The following is a 22,076-nucleotide window of genomic DNA, read 5'->3' as shown; positions in this document are numbered from 1 at the left end:
AAGACTTACTCAGCTGCTTTTTACATTAAAATATTTTGTAGACGTTCATATATCTTCATTAAATTTTTGTATTTACCTAAACAAAATGGTAGCTTTATCGTATACTAATTATTAGGAAACTAGTCTTATTAGGATGATGTGAAGAATGAAGTATCGAGTATTAATAGCCGATGATCAAGATGCCTCACGTAAGTTGCTTAGGCAAATGGTGGAGAAGATTGCTGGTGACGCCTTTGAAATCATTGATGAAGCAACAGACGGGGAGCAGCTTGTTGAAAAAGTGATTGTCTCTGAACCTGACCTTGTGCTATGTGATATTGAAATGCCAAAACAAAAGGGAAATGAAGCAATACGGGCTTGTAAAGAAGTAAATTCAGACCTTCAGTTTATTTTTACTACAGCGTATGACACGTTTGCGGTAGAGGCTTTTAATTTAAACGCGGTTGATTATGTTATGAAGCCTATTCAAATTAATCGTTTACTATTATCTTTGGAAAGGGCAAAGAAAGTATTACACCAGCTTAATACTGAAAAACAAGAAATGAAATCAAAGGAATATCAACGAATCCCTGTCCGCTTTAATCGTTCACTTTACTATGTACAGGTGGATGACATTTTATTTATAGAGAAAAGTGACAGAAAAGCAGTTATACATACGTCTTATGAACAGTATTCCTCGCCCGAAACGTTAGAATATTTTATGGAATATTTGGATGATAAATTTGTCCAGTCCCACCGGTCCTTCATAATCAATTTAGAGCGAATTTCTAGGATTCAAACGTCTGGTAAAAGTTATTTAGTTTTTTTTCATGGATATGAAGAGCCAGCTCAGATATCAAAGCAAAACATTCAACGCATTCAAAATATGATGAATGACTTTTTGTAATGGTTTAAAGCTCGTCGTGATCAGACGGGCTTTTTGTTTCTTTCATATAAGCTCCCTTTTATGGGAGACTTGAATTCAAGATGATGACGTTTTGCTGTGAAAAGAGATACGCTCCAGTCAACTTTTATAGAGCGTAAGCTGGTCCTGGAAATCATTCGCTTTCCGCGGGCGAGCTGTCGAGCCTCCTCGTTCGCTACGCTCTCTGCGGGATCTCGTCTAGCTCTCTCTCCCGCAGGAGTCTCGTAATTTCCAGGACCACCTTTTCCAAATGGGAAGAGACGGTAGCGAGCCACATCTAGTAAGTGGGGCTTTACTGCAACCATGATGAGGGGCCGTTCATCTAATAAACTTTAGGGCAGGCTTGGGATTGCGAGCCCCCCTCGGGGTAATAAGCTTATCCAGTTCCGGAGTGGAGGACCTAGCGAGATAAGCCACCTTTTTTTACAAAGGGCTAATCGCCTTTTCCAAAAAAGCTGACTTATCCGTACGGTCCTAGGCACCACTCCGGCACTTTAAATCTAGGGGAGCCCCCGGAAAGCGCGTAGCCATTGAGGAGGCTTCCCAGCTTCTCGAAGGAAAGCGAGTTGTCCCCAAGCCTGCCCTAGCACTTATAAATGCAACGGCCCCATACACAATGAAGTGTCGCAGCTTCGAGTCTTCAAGATTTCTGTCTTATTTAAGAAGAAGCGTGTTCTAAAAAGTAACAACATTAAACTTAACAGATCCTTTTGTATAGAAATCTACTCCTTATACTTAAAAATTTTGAATGCGTCTAGGACATATGTCAATTTTTTATTAAAAATTGCTTTAAATGGTCTTTTTTTTTGTTTGAAATGCTCTTCTAAATGTCTTAAAGGGGGTAGGAATTGGTCTAAAGTACCATTTTTACTTTGAATTAAAAGGAATAAACTGATACATTATAAACAAGATCAATGAGAGGTAAATAGAGAGTTACTTATTTAATGATATCAATTACCTGATTTGATTTGAGTATAGGGTTCTTTCGAAAACCACCATCAACGATTCGTAAGGACCGATCGGGGAAACATACTCAATTAAATGCTTGATCTTACCCACATAGGCCGTTTAGGTGGGTCATCACTTTTGGTAAGAGTGAGCTCACCTTCCAAGAAAAAGAGATAATTAGAGAAAACACGTTTGGATTGGCTAAAAAGAGACGACGATATATAGAGACAAAGTAGGAAAAGGCTGTGCATTTGCACAGCCTTTTTCTAATGCTTTTATAGCTTCACACACACCACTCTGGGCATTCTTGCATAGTGTATTAGCACACACAGAATGTGTAGAAGAAAAGGGTGGTGATCCTGAATTGGAATTAACCGTTGCGCATTGGATGTACGGGATCATAACGATCGTTATCATTGCTACGATGATGTTAAGAAAAGGGGTTGTGTTACCAACACTCCTTGGTACGTTTTTAATTGCCTGGGTCTACAAAGGGAGTATAATAGGTGGCTTTACATCTGTCTTTAATGCAAATCTTGTAGCAGCGAAAGAGTTATTTAACATCTTCTTAATTATTACGTTTATGGTTGCTTTACTTCAGGCATTAAGTGATTTAGGGGCAGATCGAAGGATGATTACCCCGATTCAAAAAGTCATGACAAATGGACACATTGCTTACTTCGTGTTAGCAGCTGTTACTTATGTTATATCTTTATTCTTCTGGCCAACGCCAGCAGTTCCTTTAATCTGTGCCCTTCTAGTACCTGCTGCCGTTCGAGCTGGATTACCTGCTATGTTGGCAGCCATGGCTGTTGCTCTTGCAGGCCAGGGGATGGCGCTGTCATCTGATTACATTATGCAAGTTGCACCTGGACTTTCTGCAACTTCAGCAGGTATAGAAACAAGCGAAGTCGTAGACAAAGCATTTGTTTTATCTATTATTACAGGTGTGATTGCTCTAGGGATGACATATTTATTCTATCGTTCTAGTATAAGGTCGCCACTTGATCAGCAAAATGAAGTGGAATTGCGATCTTTGCAAGGTTTAGGAGCAGGGAAGGAATCTAAAAGGGAACCGAAAAGTAATGAAATAGGTATGTGGAGCAAACTATTTGCTGTACTGGTTCCTTTATCTATGCTAGGCGTGATGGTCTTTATGGTTACAACGAAATTGGATTCAGGGCGAATGGGAGGGTTAGAAGGAGGAGACGGCGCAGCATTTATTGGGGGCGTAGCTGTTATCCTGCTTTTACTAGCGACTGTCGCCTTTGGGCGTCACCATTCACTTGACTATATTACTGAGCATATAACAGATGGATTTGTATTTGCATTTAAGGCTATGGGGCCTGTTATCCCGATTGCTGGATTTTTCTTTTTAGGAAGCTCAGACTTCTCAGGTAGTATATTGTCTCTTGGTGATGCTGCGCCTCCTGCATTTTTGTTTGACCTTGTACAATCGAGTCAGGGGATTTTGCCCCAAAGCTCAATTCTAGTAGCCTTTAGTATCCTGCTCATCGGAATTATAACGGGGCTTGATGGATCAGGCTTCTCCGGGTTACCTCTAACGGGGGCTTTAGCAGGAGCGATGGCTTCTTCAGGGTTGGACGCAGGAACACTCGCGGCCATCGGTCAAATGGGATCGATCTGGACTGGTGGAGGAACGATTATAGCTTGGTCGTCCGTCATTGCGATCGCTGGTTTTTGCGGTGTCTCAGTAATGGAGCTTGTAAGGAGAAACTTCCTTCCAGTGATAATTGGCCTAATAGCTGCAACAATGTTTGGCATACTATTCTGGTAATCATTCATGCAGGTGGACATATGTTCACCTGTTTTTTCGTGCTCTTATATCTCTGAAAATGTTAAAATATAATTATCTTTATAATGGATGAAACGTATTGAAATAATGGAACGTATAAAAGGTATGACGCAATAAAGAAGAAAGGGATGATAACGATGTTTAAAAAGATTATGGCAAGCATTGGTGTAGGGGCTGCAAAAGTTGATACACAGTTAGAGAAAGAGCGCTTTTCAGCTGGTGAAGAGGTACGAGGCAAGGTTGTGATGAAAGGCGGAAATGCAGAACAACAAATTGACCGCATCAACTTGTTTTTAATGACAGAAGTTGTGAAAGAAAAGGATGATCGAAAAGTACGTGAAGAAGAAATCATTCATAGCTTCAACATCACAGAATCCTTTACATTGAAGGAAGGGGAGGACAAAGAAATTGATTTCTCCTTTAAGCTTCCTTTAAATACTCCTGCAAGTTTTGGGCGCCTTCCGATTTGGTTCCAAACAGGACTTGATATCCCAATGGCTCTAGATCCTCAAGATCGTGATTTTATTCATGTAGATCCATCTGAATCTGTCCAAACCATTTTAACAGCTCTTCAACATGAGCTTGGATTCTCTTTACGGAAAGTGGAAATGGAAGAGGCACGCCACCGTCAAATTGTTCAAGAATTTGAGTTCTTGCCAGGAGGCCGTTTCCGAGGTGATCTTGATGAGTTAGAAGTCGTATTCTTCCCACAAGAAGACGGAGTAGAACTTCTTCTAGAAGTAGACCGCCGGGCTAAAGGTTTAGGAGGTTTATTAGCAGAAGCGCTTGATGCTGACGAGAGTCATGTTCGTACACGGTTAACCAATGCTGATATTGCAAAAGGAGAACGTGCGGTTGCGAGTCAGTTAGAACAAGTGATAGCAAGGTTTGCTAATTAAGAAGGATTATTAGGGGAAATAGCAGAGGGAAGCCAATAATGGCTTTCCTTTTTTTATGTCATTTTACTCCTTGTCGGGATTTCAAAGACGCTAAAAACCGATTTAATTATTTACAAAAGTTGGTTCTTAGTTTAACATCTAATTAGATGATCATCTAAATTGGGGGTTAGTAGATGCAATTAGATAAAGTGGTTAACTTTCATAAAGTAGTAGGGGATCCAACGAGAATACGTATTATTTCACTTCTTAAACTAGGGCCTCTCCATGGGCAGGCAATTGCTAATAAGTTAGGGTTAAAGCCTCCTACTATTACTCATCATGTAGCAAAGCTGAAACAAATAGGGATTGTTTATCAGAGAAGAGATAAGAATACAATTTATTTTTATTTAGATCAAAAGAAGCTCAAAGCTAGCGCCAACGCTATTTTACAAATTGGGGAGGTGACGAACGTGCGTCCTGAAATGAATATAGAAGATAAAGATAAGTTATCAGTTGTGAAAAACTTCTTTGACACAGATGGATCACTTAAGCAGATTCCGAGTCAGAGGAAGAAAAAGCTTGTGGTACTTGCCTATTTGGTTCGTGGTATAGAGACGGGTAAGGTGTATGAAGAAAAGGAAATAAATGAGTATATTAAGCAGTTTCATGAAGACTATGCAACCATTCGACGTGAATGGGTAATGAATCATTTTATGTACCGGGAAAACAACAAGTATGAGCTTAACCCTAAGGAAATGTGGCCTTTAGAATTTTAAGAGTGTCAACTAGACACTCTTTCTTTCAGATAGCTAATTAGATGATCATCTAATTAAGTTAGGGGGGATTTTATGACTTTTAATTCCCGTTCTCCTTATCGTAAATTATTTTTAGCTGGTATTATTAACGGAATTGGCGATCGGTTTAATCAAGTGGCTGTTTTAGCCATGATTCTGACCATTACCGGGTCAGGGGTCGCTGTGGGCGGGGCGCTTGCGATACGTATTGTACCTTATTTATTTTTTTCACCGGTTGGGGGATGGCTTGCTACAGTGGTTTCGTTAAGGAAGATTATGGTGGGGACAGACCTGGTGCGGGTTTTCTTTGCGCTCTCTCTTTTATTGGTCGAAAATCGTCAAGATCTTTGGATTGTATATGCCATTTTATTTGTTCTAGCTGCATCAGAAGCAGTTTACCAGCCTGTTCGACGTACATATCTATCACGCCATATTAAACGGGAAGACATGTTCACTGTAAATAAATTAGAACAAGTGTTGTTAGGGTTTGTTCTTATTTTAGGTTCTGCAGGGGGAGGGGTTGTTTCTTATCTGTTCAGTCCCCAACTTGTGTTCATAGTAAATGCTTTTACATTCCTTGTTGCTGCTTTGATCCTGCTGCAAGTTTACGAAGAGAAGTCGAAGTTTACCTCATCAAAACAAGCGGTTTATACGGTTATTCAAAAAGGCTTTGGAATTACTTTGAGATCTCCACTACTACGTAGAATATTTTTCATAGACGTTTTCATATCAATGGCAGATGGAATCTTTAATGTGCTCATAAGTGTGTATGCTTATCAAAGATTCCAAACAGGAGATGTAGGTATTGGTATATTTTATGGAGCCTTAGGTGTTGGACTTGTAGCAAGCATGTGGGTATCTGTAACACGATTTAAATATCTAATGCCTGTTGCGGTGGGAGCAATTTTGACTGAGGGGGTTTTTCAAGTTTTCCTAAGCCAGGCTAACGGGTTTTATTATGCTATCTTACTCTTTATGCTTATTTCTTTAAGTGGAGGGGTGGGAAAAGGTGCGATGGATACAATGGTTATGAAACGATTATCTAATGAAGAGGAAAGTGCTGTTTATTCTTTATTTGACATGGTAAGCAATGTCGTTATGGGTCTGTCTATGTTTGGGACCGGATTACTACTGACTTATTATTCCCCTACTACACTAGGTTTATTAGCGGGGATTCTATTCATAGGAGTGGCGACAATAGGTGGGTACGCAGTATATAGGGAGCAAGAGTTGCAGAAAGGCAGTCTAAACGAAATGAATGACCTCAGGTGAAGGTTTGGTCAAAAACGGCTTTGTCGAAGTATGTCTTATTTTATTAAGTTTTTAAGAATAATAATATACGTATTGAATTTTCAGAAATTTTGGCGGATAATAGATGAAAAGGTAGAAAACTTTCACCTTTGAGGAGGCGACTTCCCATGAGATTCAAAGTTATTGCATACTATAACCAAATGACGAAGATTACTTTTCAGAGTACTGACAACCAGGATCTCGTTTTTAATGATTTTGGAGCCGCCAAACGCTTTGTGAATGCACTCAAAGAATTAGGAAGCTACGAACGTTATTCATTTCAAATTGTATCTATGGATCAAGAATTGATGCTGCCCTCCTCAACTTCCTCTCCACATGAGAAGAAGTACCTTTATTCATATTAACGAGAGCTGTCTCTAAAGTTGTGCCTACTTTAGAGACAGCTTTTTTGTTTGGTAAGGCAAGCGTTTAGTCACCCGGTAAATAGGATAAATAGGTAGGTAAATGAAAGAGGAGGAGAATGATGGCCATTTTCGCAGAAGACGCTTTACTAGGGAAGCATATTATGATTACAGGAGCTACAGGTGGCATCGGATATGAGGCAGCAAAAGCAGCGGTGCAAGCTGGTGCTGCAATTACAATTACAGGTCGGGATTCTGAAAAGCTCTATCAACTGAAAGATGAATGCATCGCGCTTGATGGTCGTGCTCATGTGCTTAGTGTCCCTGCTGATTTAAATAAGGAAGACCACAGAAAACACGTTATTCAAGAAGCTATAAAAGAAATTGGCCCTGTATATGGGCTTGTGAATTCAGCTTGGAAAACAGGTGGTGGAACGGTAGAAGACCTTTCAGAAGAGGAGCTTCGTTCAACGATGGAACTAAACTTTTTCTCAACTGTTTTATTTACACAAGAGGTTTATCGGGAAATGAAACAATATCAAAAAGGGGCGATTGTGAACCTTTCTTCTTTATCGGGTTTGAGAGGTACATACGGGAATACAGCTTATAGCGGATCGAAATTTGCCATAACAGCTTTCACTCAATCTTTTGCTCATGAGGCGATTCAACATAAGATACGAGTGAACGCAGTGTGTCCTGGATTCGTTGATACAGAGATGGGGAGGAACTCTATTGCTTCTATAGGTGAACGAGAAGGAAGAGATTTTGAGGAACAGTTAAAGATCGCAGAACAAGGGTTACCTTCGGGACGTATCACGCAGCCAAAGGAAGTAGCGAATTCAATTCTTTTTTTACTTACTGATGCGGCTGAGAATATTGTAGGGGAATCATTAAAAATATCAGGTGGAGGTGTGATGAGGTAAAGAAAGCCTTGGAAGACTACTTCCAAGGCTTCTGTCATTGTTCTAAATTACTGTAATCAATTTCTTCGTAAACATAGGTTTGCTTAGGCTTATTGATCTCGTGGATTGAGGAGAGTTCTATAATAGGCATATTCCAGTCATTGAACATAGCCGTTTGAACGGTTCCATGCACTTCAATCCATGTATCTTCATTGTAATTAAGGACTTGTTTTCCTTCTGCCATAATGCCATAGATGCCCGCATCGGCTACACAACAACTTACCCCAAAACGGCCAACCACAATTCTTGAAGCAGGGAAGTTTGGTTCTCTATATACAAACCCCCGAATCACAATCGATTTACCTGCAAATGTTTCAGGTTCTTCCTCTAAAAGGTTAATCGTACTGATATAATTATCGTCATTTAACACGATTTTCTCTTTTGTACTCATTTCTGTGTATCGTTCTGGATACATGTCTTTAGGCGTAATCACACTATCTTCTAGAGATGTTTCATCTGGGTCTGGTGTAACTTCTGATTGTTTAACGCCTTCCTGCTGATTACTCTCGCTTAGAATTCCATTTGTAGATTCTGTTGACTCGTCTATTTGAGCAAACTGATACCCTTTTTTCTTAGCTACAGAAGCCCCTAGTGTATGTTCTGAAAATAAAAACCCACTTATTACTGGTATAATAAATAACAGGTAGATACTGAAGGATTTAATTGTAGACGAGGAATAACTATGTTCATGATTGCATCCGCATGCTGCTTCTTGTGCCCGGTCTCCTCTTAAAAATTGCCTACCACCAAGGATCATAAAAACGATTAATGCGAAATAAAAGTAAGGAAGCATTTTAGGTGCGATGTAATTATAAATATTACCTGTAACCATAAGCTTAAAAAGTAATAACGTAAATCCTAGTAAGATGACGCTTCTAATAAAAATGTGATGATGACGTTTCATATAGATTAGCCTCCTTAAAAGAAGTTTTGGTAGATCATGATTATGCTAAAGGTAGTTAACGTTATTACAAATACGAGTGAAGCCACAAATCTTGCTCGGAAATAGGCGAAGAGAAGAATTGTATTCTTTAAGTCAATCATAGGACCATATACAAGAAAGGCTAGCAATGAGGCCGGAGTTGTAAAAGCCTGAAAGGACGAGGCGACAAATGCATCTGCTTCAGAACATAGCGACAAAACATAGGCCATCCCCATCATGGCAACTGGTCCTGTAAATACTCCGTTACCAATGGCAGCTAGTGTATCTCGATCCATAAAGGTTTGCACAAGAGCAGCTAAGAATGCCCCGATTATTAAGAACTTCCCCATATCAAAAAATTCATCACTAGCATGATCAAACATTTCTTTGAATCGGTTCTTTGACTTTGAATGGTGGTGATGTTCAACTTGAACCTGCTTTTGTTTTAATGGATTGGCACGCTCATATAAAAGGTACATTAACAAACCAACAAGCAATGCGATTACAAAGGCTAGTCCCATCCTCGCGTAAGCAATAGAAGGGGTGGACTGAAAAGCATGATAGGTAGACAAATAAACAATTGGGTTTAAGACTGGTGCCGAAACAAGAACGACCATTCCTACATGCATGGGCATTCCTTTAGCTATTAGTCTCCTAACAATAGGTACGATTGCGCATTCGCAAACAGGGAAAATAGCACCTATTGCGACAGCTGGTGCAAGAGCGAGTATTGGATTACGCGGAATAAATCGGTTTAGATGTTCTTCTTTCACAAAAAGTTGAATCAGGGACGATACAAATACCCCCAACAAGATAAATGGAATAGCTTCTAAAACAATACTCAAGAAGATGGTATTTACATTTAATATATTTTCAGATGGTGAGAACCTGTCAGGGATCGGAATTAAATCCCCGAACAAAAAGAGAGTGAAAAATAAAAGTAACAATATGTATCCTATCAATGTTGAGAATTTTTGAGAGATCATGTAGATCAAGCACCTCCTAGATCGTAATCATTATCATTTAACACTATACTATTAAATATAATAGATGTGTATACCTATTTTTTTAAAGAGTCTGATATATATACAGACTGAAAAGGTGTGATTAATAGAATGAGGTGAAGGAGGATACGGTAACCCTTGTTCGACTGCAACGTAAATATTGCAAAATGTACAGAAAGCGTTAGATTTACTATAATGTAAGAAGAAGACAGATAAAGGAATGGTAGAATGAATTCCACTAGAGCATTAGAAGTTTTAAAAGAGCATGGTTATAAGCATACGAAACAAAGAGAGAAATTATTAACTTTGCTAGATCAACACGATGATATTTATGTTTCTGTGAAGCAATTATGGGAAGAATTCAGTGAGGATTTTCCAGGTGCGAGTTATGATACAGTCTACCGAAATCTATATACACTAGCTGATATTGGCATTTTGGAAACGACGTCACTTGACGGTGAAAAACAATTTCGATTCCATTGTGATACAAGTGATCACCACCATCATTTTATTTGTACAGCGTGTGGGAAAACTAGCGCCATTCACTTGTGCCCTGTTGAAGATGTAGCATTATCTTTACCAGGTCACCAAATTGATAATCATAAGTTTGAAGTGTATGGTAAGTGCCCAGCTTGTCATTAAACAGGGTCTTTTGGATAAAGACCCTGTCTTTTTTTGGTGAATAAAACGTAACGATTACTATTTACAAAGCGTAATCGTTACGATAAAATGTGTTTTGTACTTATACATAACTCATTTGGAGGGGACAATGATGAAAATGCGAATTCTAATGTTGGGTTCGATTTTACTGTTACTCGGGCTTGTGGCTTGTGGGAATGCAGAAGATCAGAGCGCATCTAGTCATACATCAGAAGAAACTAATAAACTGACAATCTATACGACACTATTCCCATTGCAAGATTTTGCTGAACGGATTGGTGGAGACCATGTTGAAGTAGAGTCAATTTTACAGGCAGGGGCTAATCCCCATACATTCGAGCCGACGACCAAAATGATGGTTGAACTTGCTGAAGCCGACGCATTTATTTATAACGGGGCAGACCTAGAAGCCTATGCTACTAAAATCTCTGAAGCGATCGAAGGTGAAGACGTAGAAATTCTAGAAGCTTCAGAAGGGATTGAGCTATTAACTCATGTCCATGATCACTCGGACGAGGGGGAAGAAGAATCCCAAGAGGACCAAGCTCATGAAGAAGGAGAAGAATCCGACGAGGGCCACTCTCATGAAGAAGGAGAAGAATCCCACGAGGAGCACTCTCATGAAGAAGGAGAAGAATCCCACGATGGCCACGCTCATGAAGAGGGAGAAGAAGCTAACGAGAGCGGAGATCACAACGAACAAACAGATGCACATGAAGGTCATGACCATGGTGATCAGGATCCGCATGTTTGGCTAGATCCTGTTCGAGCCATTACGTTAGCAGAGAATATTAAAGACCAACTGGTAGAATTAAATCCAGAGGCTAAAGAAGATTTTGAAAAGAACTTCGATGAATTAAAGCAAGATTTAATGGAGTTAGATCAAACATTCCATGAAAAACTAGAAACAGCCGAAACTAACAAAATTCTTGTATCCCATGCTGCTTATGGCTACTGGGAAAAAGCGTATGGACTCGAGCAGATTGCTATCTCTGGCTTATCTCCTACAAACGAGCCATCTCAAAAGCAATTAGAGAGTATCATAAAAAAATCTAAAAAGAATGAAATTAGTACCATTCTTTTCGAACAGAATGTAACACCAAAAGTGGCGTCTGTAATTCAAAAAGAAATCGACGCTGACATAAAACGAATCCACAATTTATCGGTTCTTACTGAAGAGGATCTTAATGCAGGTGAGGATTACTTTAGCTTAATGAATCATAATTTAGAAGTGTTATTGGGAGTATTAAATAAATAAAATATTTGAGTTTAATAGAACCAAGTTAAAAGTCACCCTATTAGGTGGCTTTTTTCGTTTGAAAGTGATCTGAAAAGGGAGATGGAACGATTTCTTAATAACTCTCATCTTGTCGTGTTCTCATCAATCCCACTTAGTATGCTATGATATGGGTATTAATGGTCGTAAAAGGAGAATGGTATGAAGGAGCGGGACTATGATCTTTATCAGAAGATCTTAACAGGCGATAAACATGCCCTCGAAAAGATCTATGATAAATACGAAAAATTGCTATACTCCTTTGCCTATAAGACATGTGGGCATAGGGAAATGTCAGAGGAAGTAATGCAAGAAGTTTTTATGAAAATATGGACACAAAAGGCTACCTACGATGAAACAAAAGGGAAATTTTCATCATGGATCATTACGATAGCTAGGTATACAGCTATTGATGTACTACGTAAAAAGGAAAATCAAAACTATGCTTTAGATGAAGAGTGGGATGCACCAAATGAGAAAGAACCTTCTGTTGAGGATCTGGTTGAATGGAAGGAAAGAGGGAGTATGATTAGGGAAGCCATGAAGCAACTTCCCAAAGAACAGAAGAAAATTATTATGCTATTTTATTTTAAAGGATTGACACAACAGCGGATCGCTGAGAATTTGGATATATCTTTAGGGACCGTAAAGAGCCGCATTAGGTTAGCTTTAAAACGACTGAAAAAAGAACTGGCCATCATCGAAGAGAAGGGGGGTGTGAGTGATGCCTGAACATTGTGATCGTTTGATTGATTATATAAGTGGAGAACTGAATGAAGAAGAGAAACGTGCATTTGAAGATCATTTAAAAGAGTGCTCTGAATGTCGCGAAGAAGTAGAAGAAATGGAAAGCATCATGAAAGACCTGCCATTTGCTGCAGAGCCAGTAGACCCACCTGAAGGCATGAAGAACCGAGTACTTGGTAGTGTGTTCGAGGAAGAACAAACTGAACCGGGTACCGTATCTGAAGATGTAGAACAACCTTATGAAGATGATAAAATAGCATCACTCACGACTCACAAACAGGGGAAGCGTGTTAGAAAACCTTGGACAGCGTTATTAGCAGCGGGATTACTATTATCTGTGTCGGGAAATGTTTATACTTTATTAAATGAAGAGAATGAAGGGACCGACCCTGTGGTGGAAAGCATAGACGAGGTGATGAAGAAAGTCACTTTATCTGGCCAGCAAAATGGTACGGCCTCTGCCTCCATCATTAAACAACAAGAAGATAGGACGCTCGTTGTAGAAGCGGAACAGCTGAACCAGTTACAAGGAGAAGAAGTTTATCAAGTATGGCTCATTAATGGAGAGACCCCACACAGAGCTGGAAGTTTTGTGACCAATCAAAATGGTGAAGGAGCAGTAGCTTTTTCACTAGAAAAGTTAAAAGATCAAGGGGATTTTGACACAATCGCCATTACGAAAGAGCCTGACGCCACAAGTGAAACTCCTCGAGGCGACATCGTTTTGTCCTCGAAACTTTAAAGGAAAGAAGACCTGAACCATTATTGGCCCAGGTCTTCTTTTTTATTGTAATAAATTGTAAAGTGATATTAAGTTAAAAGCGGAAAAGGAGAGGTGTTCTTGTTGGATATAGTGAAAGGGTACTTGATTACGTTAGGTGAACTATTGACCTTTATTGCGTTTGGCTTTTTTATTAGTGAATATGGTCTTAGTAATCTTTATGAACAAGCAGGGATTTCTTATATGGGTAACATAGGGAAGCTTTGGTTTGGAATCTCTTTATCTTTGTTTTGTGTTTATTCGATTATCTCTCATCGAAGTAAAGGGAAGAGCCAAGAACTACTAAAGGGAAGGATAGGATCAAAGTCCTTTTACGTGGTCTTCGTTTTCTCCATCTATACAGTCCTTTCTCCACTCATGGAAGGGACTTTCTAAATTGGTTTTGGTGATATAGTTCATTTCTTCATATTCCTTCTCTATACTTGAAAAAGTTCGGTGAATAAATTTTTTTAAAAAAAGGTGATCCAAATATAGATCCGCCTCGATAGCTTAGTGAATAAACAAAAACAAAGAGGAGTGGATCTGTCTATGAACATGAAAAAAGCACTTGTAACTGTACCTTTAAGTTTCTCATTATTACTACCAACAACAGCAAGTATTGTGAGCGCGGATGATCACAGCCCAGCAAAACCTACTGTAATGACAGAAGCTGTTGAATTAAGAGCTTCCCTGGATCGCCTTTTAAGTGAGCACGCATACCTAGCTGTTGAAACGATGAGAAAAGGAGCTGAAGGAGCTGAGGACTTTGAGGCTTCGGCAAATGCACTAAGCAGTAACACAGAGGGTCTATCAAAAGCGATCGCTTCTGTATATGGGGAAGAAGCAGGTAAACAGTTTAAACAAATCTGGTCTGATCATATAGGTTACTTCGTAGATTATGTGAAAGCGACAGGGAATGAAGATGCTGAAGCTAAAGAAGCTGCTCTTCAGGAATTAAATGAATATCGTAAAGATTTCTCGCAGTTTTTAGAAAAAGCAACAGGGGAACGCTTAAAAGCAGGTAAACTTGCAGATGGACTTCAAATGCACGTTAACCAACTTATCGGAGCTTTTGATAGTTATGTAGCTGGAGATTATGAAAAAGCTTATGAATATGAACGTAAAGCAATTGAGCATATGTACGGCGTAAGTAAAGGCCTTTCAAGCGCCATTGTCGATCAATTCCCAGATCAATTTAATGGGACAAAAGCAGTAACGCCGGCAGCTGACTTGCGCTCTAACCTTGATCACTTAATGTCAGAACACGCAGGTTTAGCTATGATGGCCATGCAAAATGGTATTGATGGTTCAGAAGACTTTAAAGCATCTACACAAGCTCTAAGCAATAACACGGATGATCTTGCAGCAGCCATTAGTTCCATTTATGGCGAGGATGCAGGCCAGCAATTTAAGAAAATGTGGACGAACCATATCGGCCACTTTGTAGACTATGTAAAAGCTACTGGTGCTGATGATGAGGAAATGAAACAAAAAGCATTAGATGCTCTTGATCAGTATCGTCAGGATTTCTCCATGTTCTTAGAGAAAGCCACAGAAGGAGAGCTGAAATCTGAAACTCTAGCGAAGAATCTGCAGAGTCACGTTGACTACTTGATTACTACGTTTGATCAGTATGCACAAGAAGATTATGATATGGCCTATGAAACACTTCGTGAATCTTATGGCCACATGTTCGGAGCAGCAAAAGCCCTATCCTCAGGGTTTGTAAATCAATATCCAGAGAAATTTAGTTCTGACATGCCTACAGAAATGCCAGATACGGGAATGGGTGGAGCAGAGCAGTCAAACAACTTCACTTGGATTATCTTATCCGTTTTAGCAATGCTGGCTGGTACAGCAGTCTTTGCTCGTAAACAATCTCAGAATCAGTAAGGTGAAGGGCTTCTAACTATAGTTAATTGGTATTAAAAAAGAGAGTAAAATCTTAAGCCAAGATTTCACTCTCTTTTTCTTTTGTTTTAATAAGCTTCATTAGGATTTGCATTGTTTATGGGTGGGGGTATCAATCCACTCATCCGCCCATGCTTTGATGTCTTTCATTAATGGTTTAAGAGAATGTCCTTTATCTGTTAGAGAATATTCAATTCTTACAGGCGTTTCAGCGTATACTTCTCTGTGAATGATGTCTTCAGCTTCTAAATCTTTCAACCGTTCAGATAATAAACGGCCGCTGATCCCGATTGCGTCTTTAATCTCATGGTTTCTCTGAGGGCCAGATAATAATTGGTATATAATAAGTGCATTCCAACGCTGGCTAATAATCCCTACAGCTTTTTCAAATCTCGGACATAAACTAGAGTCTTCCACAGTCGATCTCTCCTTCGTTTATAGTGTAACATAACTTCTACCTTTCCGTAACCTAATTGCATACCATAAACAAATTACTTGTCGTATCGAGGTTACATGATTATAATTAGTTACATAAAGTAACTTGTTGAGTGAAAAACGTTCCTATAGAAAGGATGAGAAGAATGAGTCATAAGCGACATCAAATTGGCATTTTTTTATTACGCCTCTTTTTAGGATTTACAGTCTTTATACATGGACTTACAAAATTTAAAATCGGTATGGGTAACACATCAATTTCTCTTGAATCGATCACAATCCCTATGTCCTTGTTATATTCAATAGGTATTATTGAAGTAATAGGAGGGCTATTCTTAATGATTGGATTTAAAGTTCAAATAACGTCATCGATCATTGCGGTGGTCATGTTACTTTCTATTACACAACTAAACCTACCGATTGGGTTTTTAGGCACCAACTTAAGAGCGGGGTTTGAACTTGATTTGGCTCTATTATCTATTGCGGGATTCCTTGCACTAGATGGGAAAACACCCTTCGCTATTGAAAATATTACATTTCAGTCAGATGAGTGTTATAAATGTCCGGAAGTATAAGTAATTGTAGAAAACAAAGAAAAATAATAAAAAGCTAGCCCGATCCTTACATGTGTTTACGATTTAGGACCGGGCTATTTTTATGCTGAAAACGTAGAATTGGCGGAAGATTTTCTGTGCCTCTTATGGTAAAGAACATTTATTTCAGCTCCAATCATAAGGATAAGTCCTGTTAGGAAGAACCATAATAATAAAATAATAATCCCACCTAAACTACCGTACGTAGCTGAATAATTCCCAAAGTTACTAACATAGAAGGAGAAAGCAAGGGAAATGAGTTGCCATAAGATCGCAGTGATCATAGCCCCTGGAAGTATGTGTTTAAATGGATAGTTTTTGTTCGGTGCAAAATGATATAAAGCCATTAAAATTCCTGTCATTACAACAATCCCAATCGCCCATCTTAAAAACTGGAAGATAATGACGGATTGTTCAGGGAGATTTAAAGCTTGGTTGATTCCTTGAATGATGAGATCACCAAACACAGGCAGTACTAGTGCTACAGCAATGGCTACAATCATACCTAATGTAAGGACGATCGATAATAACCGGACCTTAATGAAAGATCTTGTTTCCTCAACTTCATAGGCCAGATTCGCTGAATTAATGAATGCCATTACTCCTGAGGATGCAGACCAAAGCGTACCAATTATACCAACGGTTAATAACCCTCCTTTAGGGGAATCGACTAGACTGATGATCTGCTCCTTAAAGATACTCATCGTCTCATCTGGTATTATACTTCCCATAAATTCAATAGCAAGTTGTGAGTCTATCTGTAAGTATGGAAGAATAGAGAGCATTAGTATAAGTAGCGGAACGATTGCTAATAAATAGTAATAGGCTTGGGCTGCAGCAAGTATGGGGATATTATTTTCTTGAAACTTGTTCTTTAACTCTTTTACATAACTAATGATTGATTTCAACGAAAACCCTCCGTTTTATTTGTTTATGTACATTCCTTCCCCTTTTGGAAAACTTTTTAATCGTCAAGATGTAAAGAATGTGTTTTGATTAGATAGTGTTGTGGTAAAACGTAGAGAAGGGAGGACAGCGAAGATGATTTATCTTTATATTGGAATACTGATCGTTTCCATTTCATTTGCTGTACTGTCGATCTACATTGCGAAACTATTATCGTCAGTATCAAGGTCAATGAATGATTTAGGGAACACATTATCTGAAGTGGAGCAACAGCTTCATGGGATTACACAAGAAACAGAAGAGATGGTTCAAGAAACGCATCACATTGTTGATGATGTAAAGGAAAAAACGGATGCCCTTCAACCGGTTTTTCAATCTTTACATGGTTTAGGTTCTTCCCTTATTCAATTAAATCGGTCTATTGATGGGGTCCCAAGTACGCTTAGGTCATACACAGCCGATCACTCCGGTAAAATGACGGAAGCTTATCACTGGGGGACGACAGCTCTGTCTCTCTATCAAAAGTGGAAGATGACCAAGCAAGAGACACACTAAATTTGGAAAGAAGGTGAGTAAGTTTGACGTTAGTAGGAATTGGAGTACTCATTATTGGGATCGCTTTTGCTATTATTTCGATCTTTGTAGCCCGTACCCTAAATAACTTAGCTCATGTACTGAATGGGGTAGACGAAACGGTAAAGAAATTGCCTGAGCAATTAGACGGAGTAATGAACCAAACAGCAGAAGTGTTAGGTCAAAGTAAAGATACATTAGCAGATGTAAATGAAAAGATTCGCACGCTAAGCCCCTTGTTTTACATAATCGGCGATGTTGGAGAGTCTTCTAGAAAGTTAACCTCTTCTTTAGTCGATATGACTTCTTCGTTAAAGAAGAATACTAAAGACGGTAGAACCGTTGTGAATGAAGAAAATCTACGAGGATTATATGGAGCGATTGCGTTTAGTTATTTCTTGACCAAGCGTAAAAGAGCAATGAAAGACGCATTAGAGCACACGAACCAAAAATAAATGATCAAACAAAGGAGAATGGATATGGCTAATCAAAAAAGTGGATTAGGAAAAGTTACATTTTATATGGCAATCGGAGCTTTAGTAGGTGGAGCGGTTACACTTATGAACCGTGACACGCGCAACTCACTTAAAGAGAAGTCTTCTTCTACGAAAGATTCTGTAAGCAGTTATGTATCAACGGTTAAAGAAGACCCGCAAGGTACAAAAGATGACCTTGTAGACCGCATTCAACGTACTGCTTCAGCAACAAAAGAAGCAGTCAATCAAATCCAGAACATTATTAATGACCAAGGCAAGGACTTAGCGAAACAAATGCAAGATGTAAAAGAAGAATCAGAAGAAATTGTCTCTACGGTGAAAGAGACAGGAGAAGAGTTAAAGGATGTAGGTGAAAAAGCAGCGGAAGCAAAAGAAGAGTTAACAAACTCCTACGAAGAAGAGGATGAGCAAACAACTCCTACTACATCAACTATTCAAACTCCACAGTCAACTGATAACAGAGCACTATAAGCTAAAATAAATCGCGAGAACATTTATAAATGTTCTCGCGATTTTCTGTTTTCATAAGCTTCTAATCTGCCAATCTCTTTATTTAAAAGTTGTTGCATCTCTTCGCGGTCTTTCATTGTAACCATAGGATCTTCCTGGCTCCAGTCTAAGGAGTATACACTATAATATCGTTTAATTCTTCTGAAATAGATCGTAGAATTTGGGAACTTGTCGAAATATCCTCGAATTCTATTCTTACGGTCGAAACTCCAACGTAATAATTTCATGATGCTCACCTATTCCATATAATTATTTGAAATTTCTGGGGCATTATTGTAACATAAATTACTAGCGAAAGGGCGAAATGAGTCGAAAAAAGAGATATTTTATCATTTCTTCCTGAATAAGGCGGTGGAACGTGTTCTAGTAAGGTAAAGGTTTGAAAAGGTATATAAAAGGGATTAGTTAGTAGAAGGTTTCTATGGGAGAGGAAAAAGAGTTTCTGAGTTACATAAACTCTCCTGCGCCCGGAGAATAATGGGGCGTCCATTAAAAAGAGGAGGAAAATACGTGAAGAGTTTCACGAAGATGTTTTGGATTTCATTAACAATCGGGGTGGCATTCGTACTGTGGGGAGCTATCCTTCCTGAGCAAATGTTTAATGTAATGAGTGCGGGTAAAAGTTTTGTGCTTGATCAGTTTGGTTGGTTCTATCAGTTCGCTACTACATTCTTCTTTGTCATTGCTCTTGTTATTGCATTTAGTAAGTACGGTAAGATTAAATTAGGTAAAGAAGGAGAAACACCTGAATATAGTACATCAACTTGGTTTGCTATGCTCTTTAGTGCAGGAATGGGAATAGGACTCCTGTTTTATGGAGTATCAGAACCAGTGTCCCACTATTCGACACCTCCATTTGGAGAAGCAAATTCAATCGAGTCAGCAAAAGTAGGTTTACGCTATACGTACCTGCACTGGGGATTCCATGCTTGGGCAATCTACGCCATTGTAGCTCTGGCGCTTGCCTACTATAAATTCAAAAAAGACATGCCAGGGTTAATGAGTGTCACATTAAGGCCGGTTATTGGTGATCGCGCTAACGGTCCAATAGGAACGGTAGTAGACATCATAGCTGTATTCGCAACATTATTTGGGGTAGCCATATCACTTGGTATTGGTGCATCGCAAATCAATGGGGGGTTAAACTTCTTATTCGATGTTCCAAATAACTTCGGCGTACAGCTAATTATTATGGCCATAACGACAGTTTTATTTATCACTTCAGCAGCAAGTGGCTTATCAAAGGGTATACGATATTTAAGTAATGCGAACTTAATTTTAGCGGTAACCCTATTCTTCGCCTTTTTATTCCTTGGACCAACGCAGTTTATGTTGGAAACGTTCTCTGCTACGTTTGGGTCTTATATACAGAACCTCCCTAGTATGGGTCTGAGGTTCTCCCCATTCCAAGAAGAGAATAACCAATGGGTAAAAGACTGGACAATCTTCTACTGGGCATGGTGGATTTCTTGGACACCGTTTGTTAGTACATTTATTGCCCGCGTATCTAGAGGACGGTCCGTTCGCGAATTCCTTGTAGCGGTCATTATAGCGCCATCAATTGTTTGTGCTATATGGTTTGGCATCTTCGGGAGTGCAGGTATATACTATGATCACATTATGGGAATTGATGTGGCTGGACAAAGTTTAGAGACAGCTCTATTCTATGTATTTGAACAGATGAACTTTAGTTTTATTCTCTCTGGGGTATCTGTTTTGCTTATTCTTACATTCTTCGTTACCTCAGCAGACTCTGCTACGTTCGTACTTGGAATGCAGACACACAATGGTAGTTTAAATCCGCCATTCTTCGTGAAGTTCGCATGGGGTATTGTAATGGTAGCTATTGCAGCCATCCTTATGTGGTCAGGTGGAATAGATGGTCTTCAAGCCGCAACAATCATAACAGGGCTACCGCTCACAGTGATATTACTCGTTATGGTTTGGGGACTTCTCAAATCATTTTCAGCCGATTTAAAAGAAGGAAAGAAATAGTTTAACTAAAAAATTGAGGACCAGGTTGCATAAACTGCAACCTGGTCCTCTTTGTTATTATTGAATAAATAAATGTTGGAAGTGAGGGATCCAGGTGTTCCCCCATACAAGGGTAACACCTGCTGCTATAATCATGGAAAGACTTGAGAACGTTCCTTCCTGATCGCCAAATTCAAATGCTTTCGAGGTGCCTGCTCCGTGTGCAGCCACTCCGAAAGAAACACCGCGAGCAACTGGGGATGTCAAGGAGAATAATCTTATGACATGGGGGCCTACAATTGATCCAATTATTCCAGTTGCTACAACAAAAGCAGCTGTTAATGCTGGTACGCCTCCGATTGTTTTAGAAACTTCCATTGCAATGGGTGTCGTGATCGATCTAGGTATAATGCTTGTCATAAAGCTTCCACTTAAATGAATGATATACCCTAAGAAAAATGACGATAACACAGCTACGACAGAGCCAGCTACGATGCTTGATAAGATCTCCACCATAAACTTCTTGATTAGCTCAAAGTGTTTATAAATAGGTATTGCAAACGCGACAGTCGCTGGTCCTAAAAAGTAACTGATGACACTTGTTCCTTTTTCGTAGTTCTGAAAAGGAATATCGAGTACAATTAGTGCTGTCACCAATACAACTGGAACAACAAGTAATGGTGTTAAATATGCTTTTGGATATTGTTTATATATACGTTTACTCATAATATAAATGAGTATCGTTGCAATTAGGTAAATCATTTTGAATCTTCCTTTCTTCGTTTAGAAAGAAAATCGGCTACAATGCCGGTAACTCCCATCACTAGAATAGTGCTGATCATGATGATAATGAGTATCTGGAATCCATTCCACCCAGCCATTTCAGGATATTGGACAATCCCAACTGCTGCAGGAATGAAGAATAATAGAAGTTCGGCCAAAAGCCATTTACCAGCTGCCTCGACCCATTCTAATTTTACCCAACCAAAATATAGGGCTATGAAAAGAAATAGTAATCCAAAGATACTTCCAGGTATCGGAAACTGTGTAAGCTGCTGGACGCCTATTCCTAAAAAGAAAAAAACATTGATGAGTAAAAATTGTAAGACTAGCTTTAGAAACGTTTTGTAAATGCTTACACCCCCTGAACATACGAAAAGAGCCTTGGGAAGGGCTCTTTTCATAAACGATCTTTTGAATTTTGAAGCTTTTTGGGAGTCAAAGGTTTGGGAGAACCTTTCATGAAAAAGACAGGTTGGGAGCTGTTTTTTCCATGATGTTGACGTGTATTCATTATATGACGTATATATTCATAATGAAAATACATATTTCTTATTTGAATTATAAATAAAAG

Annotated in this window: 25 protein-coding genes; 18 read left to right on the top strand and 7 right to left on the bottom strand. The window is 39.1% G+C overall.

Annotated elements, in window-relative coordinates; translation table 11 throughout:
• Positions 1–145: 145 nt before the first annotated feature.
• The 7 genes from N780_RS05545 (at position 146) to N780_RS05510 (ending at position 7,915) form a co-directional block, all read left to right on the top strand.
• Entirely contained in the window at positions 146–886 is a 741-nt protein-coding gene (locus tag N780_RS05545; protein ID WP_036781188.1) for a LytR/AlgR family response regulator transcription factor, read from the top strand.
• A 1,330-nt stretch (positions 887–2,216) separates the two neighbouring features.
• On the top strand, positions 2,217–3,650 hold the full coding sequence (locus N780_RS05535) for a hypothetical protein (protein WP_036781183.1): 1,434 nt from the start codon (positions 2,217–2,219) through the stop codon (positions 3,648–3,650).
• Positions 3,651–3,805: 155 nt separating this feature from the next.
• Complete coding sequence (locus tag N780_RS05530; RefSeq protein WP_052114903.1) at positions 3,806–4,567, top strand: sporulation protein; 762 nt, start codon at positions 3,806–3,808, stop codon at positions 4,565–4,567.
• Between the two features lie 173 nt (positions 4,568–4,740).
• Positions 4,741–5,322 carry a DUF2087 domain-containing protein gene (locus N780_RS05525; protein WP_036781181.1) on the top strand — a complete coding sequence of 194 codons (582 nt, stop codon included), beginning with the start codon at positions 4,741–4,743 and terminating at the stop codon, positions 5,320–5,322.
• Between the two features lie 72 nt (positions 5,323–5,394).
• Positions 5,395–6,612 (top strand): MFS transporter, encoded by a 1,218-nt coding sequence (locus N780_RS05520; RefSeq protein ID WP_036781178.1) that lies wholly within the window; start codon positions 5,395–5,397, stop codon positions 6,610–6,612.
• Between the two features lie 146 nt (positions 6,613–6,758).
• A complete protein-coding gene (locus N780_RS05515; RefSeq protein WP_036781175.1) occupies positions 6,759–6,995 on the top strand; it encodes a hypothetical protein in 237 nt (78 codons plus the stop codon).
• 119 nt (positions 6,996–7,114) lie between these two features.
• Entirely contained in the window at positions 7,115–7,915 is an 801-nt protein-coding gene (locus tag N780_RS05510; RefSeq protein ID WP_036781173.1) for an SDR family NAD(P)-dependent oxidoreductase, read from the top strand.
• Positions 7,916–7,949: 34 nt separating this feature from the next.
• On the opposite strand, the gene N780_RS05505 is transcribed toward N780_RS05510, so the two are convergent.
• Together N780_RS05505 and N780_RS05500 are read right to left on the bottom strand one after the other, a co-directional pair.
• The gene (locus N780_RS05505; RefSeq protein WP_036781170.1) at positions 7,950–8,858 is read right to left on the bottom strand and encodes a TIGR03943 family putative permease subunit; all 909 of its coding nucleotides are present in this window, start codon (positions 8,856–8,858) and stop codon (positions 7,950–7,952) included.
• Positions 8,859–8,872: 14 nt separating this feature from the next.
• Complete coding sequence (locus N780_RS05500) at positions 8,873–9,862, bottom strand: permease (RefSeq protein ID WP_036781167.1); 990 nt, start codon at positions 9,860–9,862, stop codon at positions 8,873–8,875.
• Between the two features lie 246 nt (positions 9,863–10,108).
• On the opposite strand from N780_RS05500, the gene N780_RS05495 reads away from it, so the two are divergent.
• From N780_RS05495 to N780_RS05470, 6 genes are all read left to right on the top strand, one after another.
• Positions 10,109–10,522, top strand: coding sequence for a Fur family transcriptional regulator (locus tag N780_RS05495; protein ID WP_036781165.1), 414 nt, complete (start codon positions 10,109–10,111; stop codon positions 10,520–10,522).
• 127 nt (positions 10,523–10,649) lie between these two features.
• Entirely contained in the window at positions 10,650–11,798 is a 1,149-nt protein-coding gene (locus N780_RS05490; protein ID WP_332307803.1) for a metal ABC transporter solute-binding protein, Zn/Mn family, read from the top strand.
• Positions 11,799–11,978: 180 nt separating this feature from the next.
• Positions 11,979–12,548: an RNA polymerase sigma factor gene (locus tag N780_RS05485; RefSeq protein ID WP_036781160.1), complete on the top strand. Its 570-nt coding sequence runs from the start codon at positions 11,979–11,981 to the stop codon at positions 12,546–12,548.
• A complete protein-coding gene (locus N780_RS05480; RefSeq protein ID WP_036781158.1) occupies positions 12,541–13,305 on the top strand; it encodes an anti-sigma factor in 765 nt (254 codons plus the stop codon). Before N780_RS05485 ends, N780_RS05480 begins: the two co-directional genes overlap by 8 nt.
• A gap of 99 nt (positions 13,306–13,404) precedes the next feature.
• Positions 13,405–13,719 carry a hypothetical protein gene (locus tag N780_RS05475; RefSeq protein ID WP_052114902.1) on the top strand — a complete coding sequence of 105 codons (315 nt, stop codon included), beginning with the start codon at positions 13,405–13,407 and terminating at the stop codon, positions 13,717–13,719.
• Positions 13,720–13,872: 153 nt separating this feature from the next.
• Complete coding sequence (locus N780_RS05470) at positions 13,873–15,216, top strand: hypothetical protein (protein ID WP_036781156.1); 1,344 nt, start codon at positions 13,873–13,875, stop codon at positions 15,214–15,216.
• 99 nt (positions 15,217–15,315) lie between these two features.
• Here the strand turns inward: N780_RS05470 and N780_RS05465 are convergent, their stop codons facing one another.
• Positions 15,316–15,651, bottom strand: coding sequence for a winged helix-turn-helix transcriptional regulator (locus N780_RS05465; protein WP_036781153.1), 336 nt, complete (start codon positions 15,649–15,651; stop codon positions 15,316–15,318).
• 164 nt (positions 15,652–15,815) lie between these two features.
• On the opposite strand from N780_RS05465, the gene N780_RS05460 reads away from it, so the two are divergent.
• Positions 15,816–16,244, top strand: coding sequence for a DoxX family protein (locus tag N780_RS05460; RefSeq protein ID WP_036781149.1), 429 nt, complete (start codon positions 15,816–15,818; stop codon positions 16,242–16,244).
• 80 nt (positions 16,245–16,324) lie between these two features.
• Here the strand turns inward: N780_RS05460 and N780_RS05455 are convergent, their stop codons facing one another.
• A complete protein-coding gene (locus tag N780_RS05455) occupies positions 16,325–17,170 on the bottom strand; it encodes a YihY/virulence factor BrkB family protein (protein WP_036781147.1) in 846 nt (281 codons plus the stop codon).
• Between the two features lie 133 nt (positions 17,171–17,303).
• Here N780_RS05455 and N780_RS05450 point away from each other — a divergent pair, with 133 nt between their 5' ends.
• From N780_RS05450 to N780_RS05440, 3 genes are read left to right on the top strand one after another with little or no spacing between them, the layout of a single operon-like run.
• A complete protein-coding gene (locus N780_RS05450; protein ID WP_036781145.1) occupies positions 17,304–17,723 on the top strand; it encodes a DUF948 domain-containing protein in 420 nt (139 codons plus the stop codon).
• Positions 17,724–17,746: 23 nt separating this feature from the next.
• Positions 17,747–18,196 (top strand): DUF948 domain-containing protein, encoded by a 450-nt coding sequence (locus N780_RS05445; protein WP_036781142.1) that lies wholly within the window; start codon positions 17,747–17,749, stop codon positions 18,194–18,196.
• Positions 18,197–18,220: 24 nt separating this feature from the next.
• Positions 18,221–18,709 (top strand): YtxH domain-containing protein, encoded by a 489-nt coding sequence (locus N780_RS05440; protein WP_052114901.1) that lies wholly within the window; start codon positions 18,221–18,223, stop codon positions 18,707–18,709.
• Positions 18,710–18,732: 23 nt separating this feature from the next.
• Here the strand turns inward: N780_RS05440 and N780_RS05435 are convergent, their stop codons facing one another.
• Entirely contained in the window at positions 18,733–18,975 is a 243-nt protein-coding gene (locus N780_RS05435; protein ID WP_036781140.1) for a protein YuzH, read from the bottom strand.
• A 283-nt stretch (positions 18,976–19,258) separates the two neighbouring features.
• On the opposite strand from N780_RS05435, the gene N780_RS05430 reads away from it, so the two are divergent.
• A complete protein-coding gene (locus tag N780_RS05430; protein ID WP_036781137.1) occupies positions 19,259–20,743 on the top strand; it encodes a BCCT family transporter in 1,485 nt (494 codons plus the stop codon).
• A 57-nt stretch (positions 20,744–20,800) separates the two neighbouring features.
• Here the strand turns inward: N780_RS05430 and N780_RS05425 are convergent, their stop codons facing one another.
• Together N780_RS05425 and N780_RS05420 are read right to left on the bottom strand one after the other, a co-directional pair.
• Positions 20,801–21,484 carry an LrgB family protein gene (locus tag N780_RS05425; protein ID WP_036781134.1) on the bottom strand — a complete coding sequence of 228 codons (684 nt, stop codon included), beginning with the start codon at positions 21,482–21,484 and terminating at the stop codon, positions 20,801–20,803.
• Positions 21,481–21,906, bottom strand: a complete 426-nt coding sequence (locus N780_RS05420) for a CidA/LrgA family protein (RefSeq protein WP_084599362.1) — start codon at positions 21,904–21,906, stop codon at positions 21,481–21,483. The genes N780_RS05425 and N780_RS05420 overlap by 4 nt, the downstream gene beginning before the upstream one ends.
• Between the last annotated feature and the right edge of the window lie 170 nt (positions 21,907–22,076).

Source organism: Pontibacillus chungwhensis BH030062 (assembly GCF_000770675.1).
In the GTDB taxonomy this organism is placed as follows: Bacteria; Bacillota; Bacilli; order Bacillales; family BH030062; genus Pontibacillus; species Pontibacillus chungwhensis.
This window is presented reverse-complemented; position numbering and strand designations above follow the sequence as displayed.

Bases quoted from the DNA above. Each gene is read 5' to 3' on its own strand.
- N780_RS05545 (WP_036781188.1), top strand. From the start codon at position 146: ATGAAGTATCGAGTATTAATAGCCGATGATCAAGATGCCTCACGTAAG.
- N780_RS05530 (WP_052114903.1), top strand. From the start codon at position 3,806: ATGTTTAAAAAGATTATGGCAAGCATTGGTGTAGGGGCTGCAAAAGTT.
- N780_RS05525 (WP_036781181.1), top strand. From the start codon at position 4,741: ATGCAATTAGATAAAGTGGTTAACTTTCATAAAGTAGTAGGGGATCCA.
- N780_RS05520 (WP_036781178.1), top strand. From the start codon at position 5,395: ATGACTTTTAATTCCCGTTCTCCTTATCGTAAATTATTTTTAGCTGGT.
- N780_RS05515 (WP_036781175.1), top strand. From the start codon at position 6,759: ATGAGATTCAAAGTTATTGCATACTATAACCAAATGACGAAGATTACT.
- N780_RS05510 (WP_036781173.1), top strand. From the start codon at position 7,115: ATGGCCATTTTCGCAGAAGACGCTTTACTAGGGAAGCATATTATGATT.
- N780_RS05505 (WP_036781170.1), bottom strand. From the start codon at position 8,858: ATGAAACGTCATCATCACATTTTTATTAGAAGCGTCATCTTACTAGGA.
- N780_RS05500 (WP_036781167.1), bottom strand. From the start codon at position 9,862: ATGATCTCTCAAAAATTCTCAACATTGATAGGATACATATTGTTACTT.
- N780_RS05495 (WP_036781165.1), top strand. From the start codon at position 10,109: ATGAATTCCACTAGAGCATTAGAAGTTTTAAAAGAGCATGGTTATAAG.
- N780_RS05490 (WP_332307803.1), top strand. From the start codon at position 10,650: ATGATGAAAATGCGAATTCTAATGTTGGGTTCGATTTTACTGTTACTC.
- N780_RS05485 (WP_036781160.1), top strand. From the start codon at position 11,979: ATGAAGGAGCGGGACTATGATCTTTATCAGAAGATCTTAACAGGCGAT.
- N780_RS05480 (WP_036781158.1), top strand. From the start codon at position 12,541: ATGCCTGAACATTGTGATCGTTTGATTGATTATATAAGTGGAGAACTG.
- N780_RS05470 (WP_036781156.1), top strand. From the start codon at position 13,873: ATGAACATGAAAAAAGCACTTGTAACTGTACCTTTAAGTTTCTCATTA.
- N780_RS05460 (WP_036781149.1), top strand. From the start codon at position 15,816: ATGAGTCATAAGCGACATCAAATTGGCATTTTTTTATTACGCCTCTTT.
- N780_RS05450 (WP_036781145.1), top strand. From the start codon at position 17,304: ATGATTTATCTTTATATTGGAATACTGATCGTTTCCATTTCATTTGCT.
- N780_RS05440 (WP_052114901.1), top strand. From the start codon at position 18,221: ATGGCTAATCAAAAAAGTGGATTAGGAAAAGTTACATTTTATATGGCA.
- N780_RS05435 (WP_036781140.1), bottom strand. From the start codon at position 18,975: ATGAAATTATTACGTTGGAGTTTCGACCGTAAGAATAGAATTCGAGGA.
- N780_RS05425 (WP_036781134.1), bottom strand. From the start codon at position 21,484: ATGATTTACCTAATTGCAACGATACTCATTTATATTATGAGTAAACGT.
- N780_RS05420 (WP_084599362.1), bottom strand. From the start codon at position 21,906: ATGAAAAGAGCCCTTCCCAAGGCTCTTTTCGTATGTTCAGGGGGTGTA.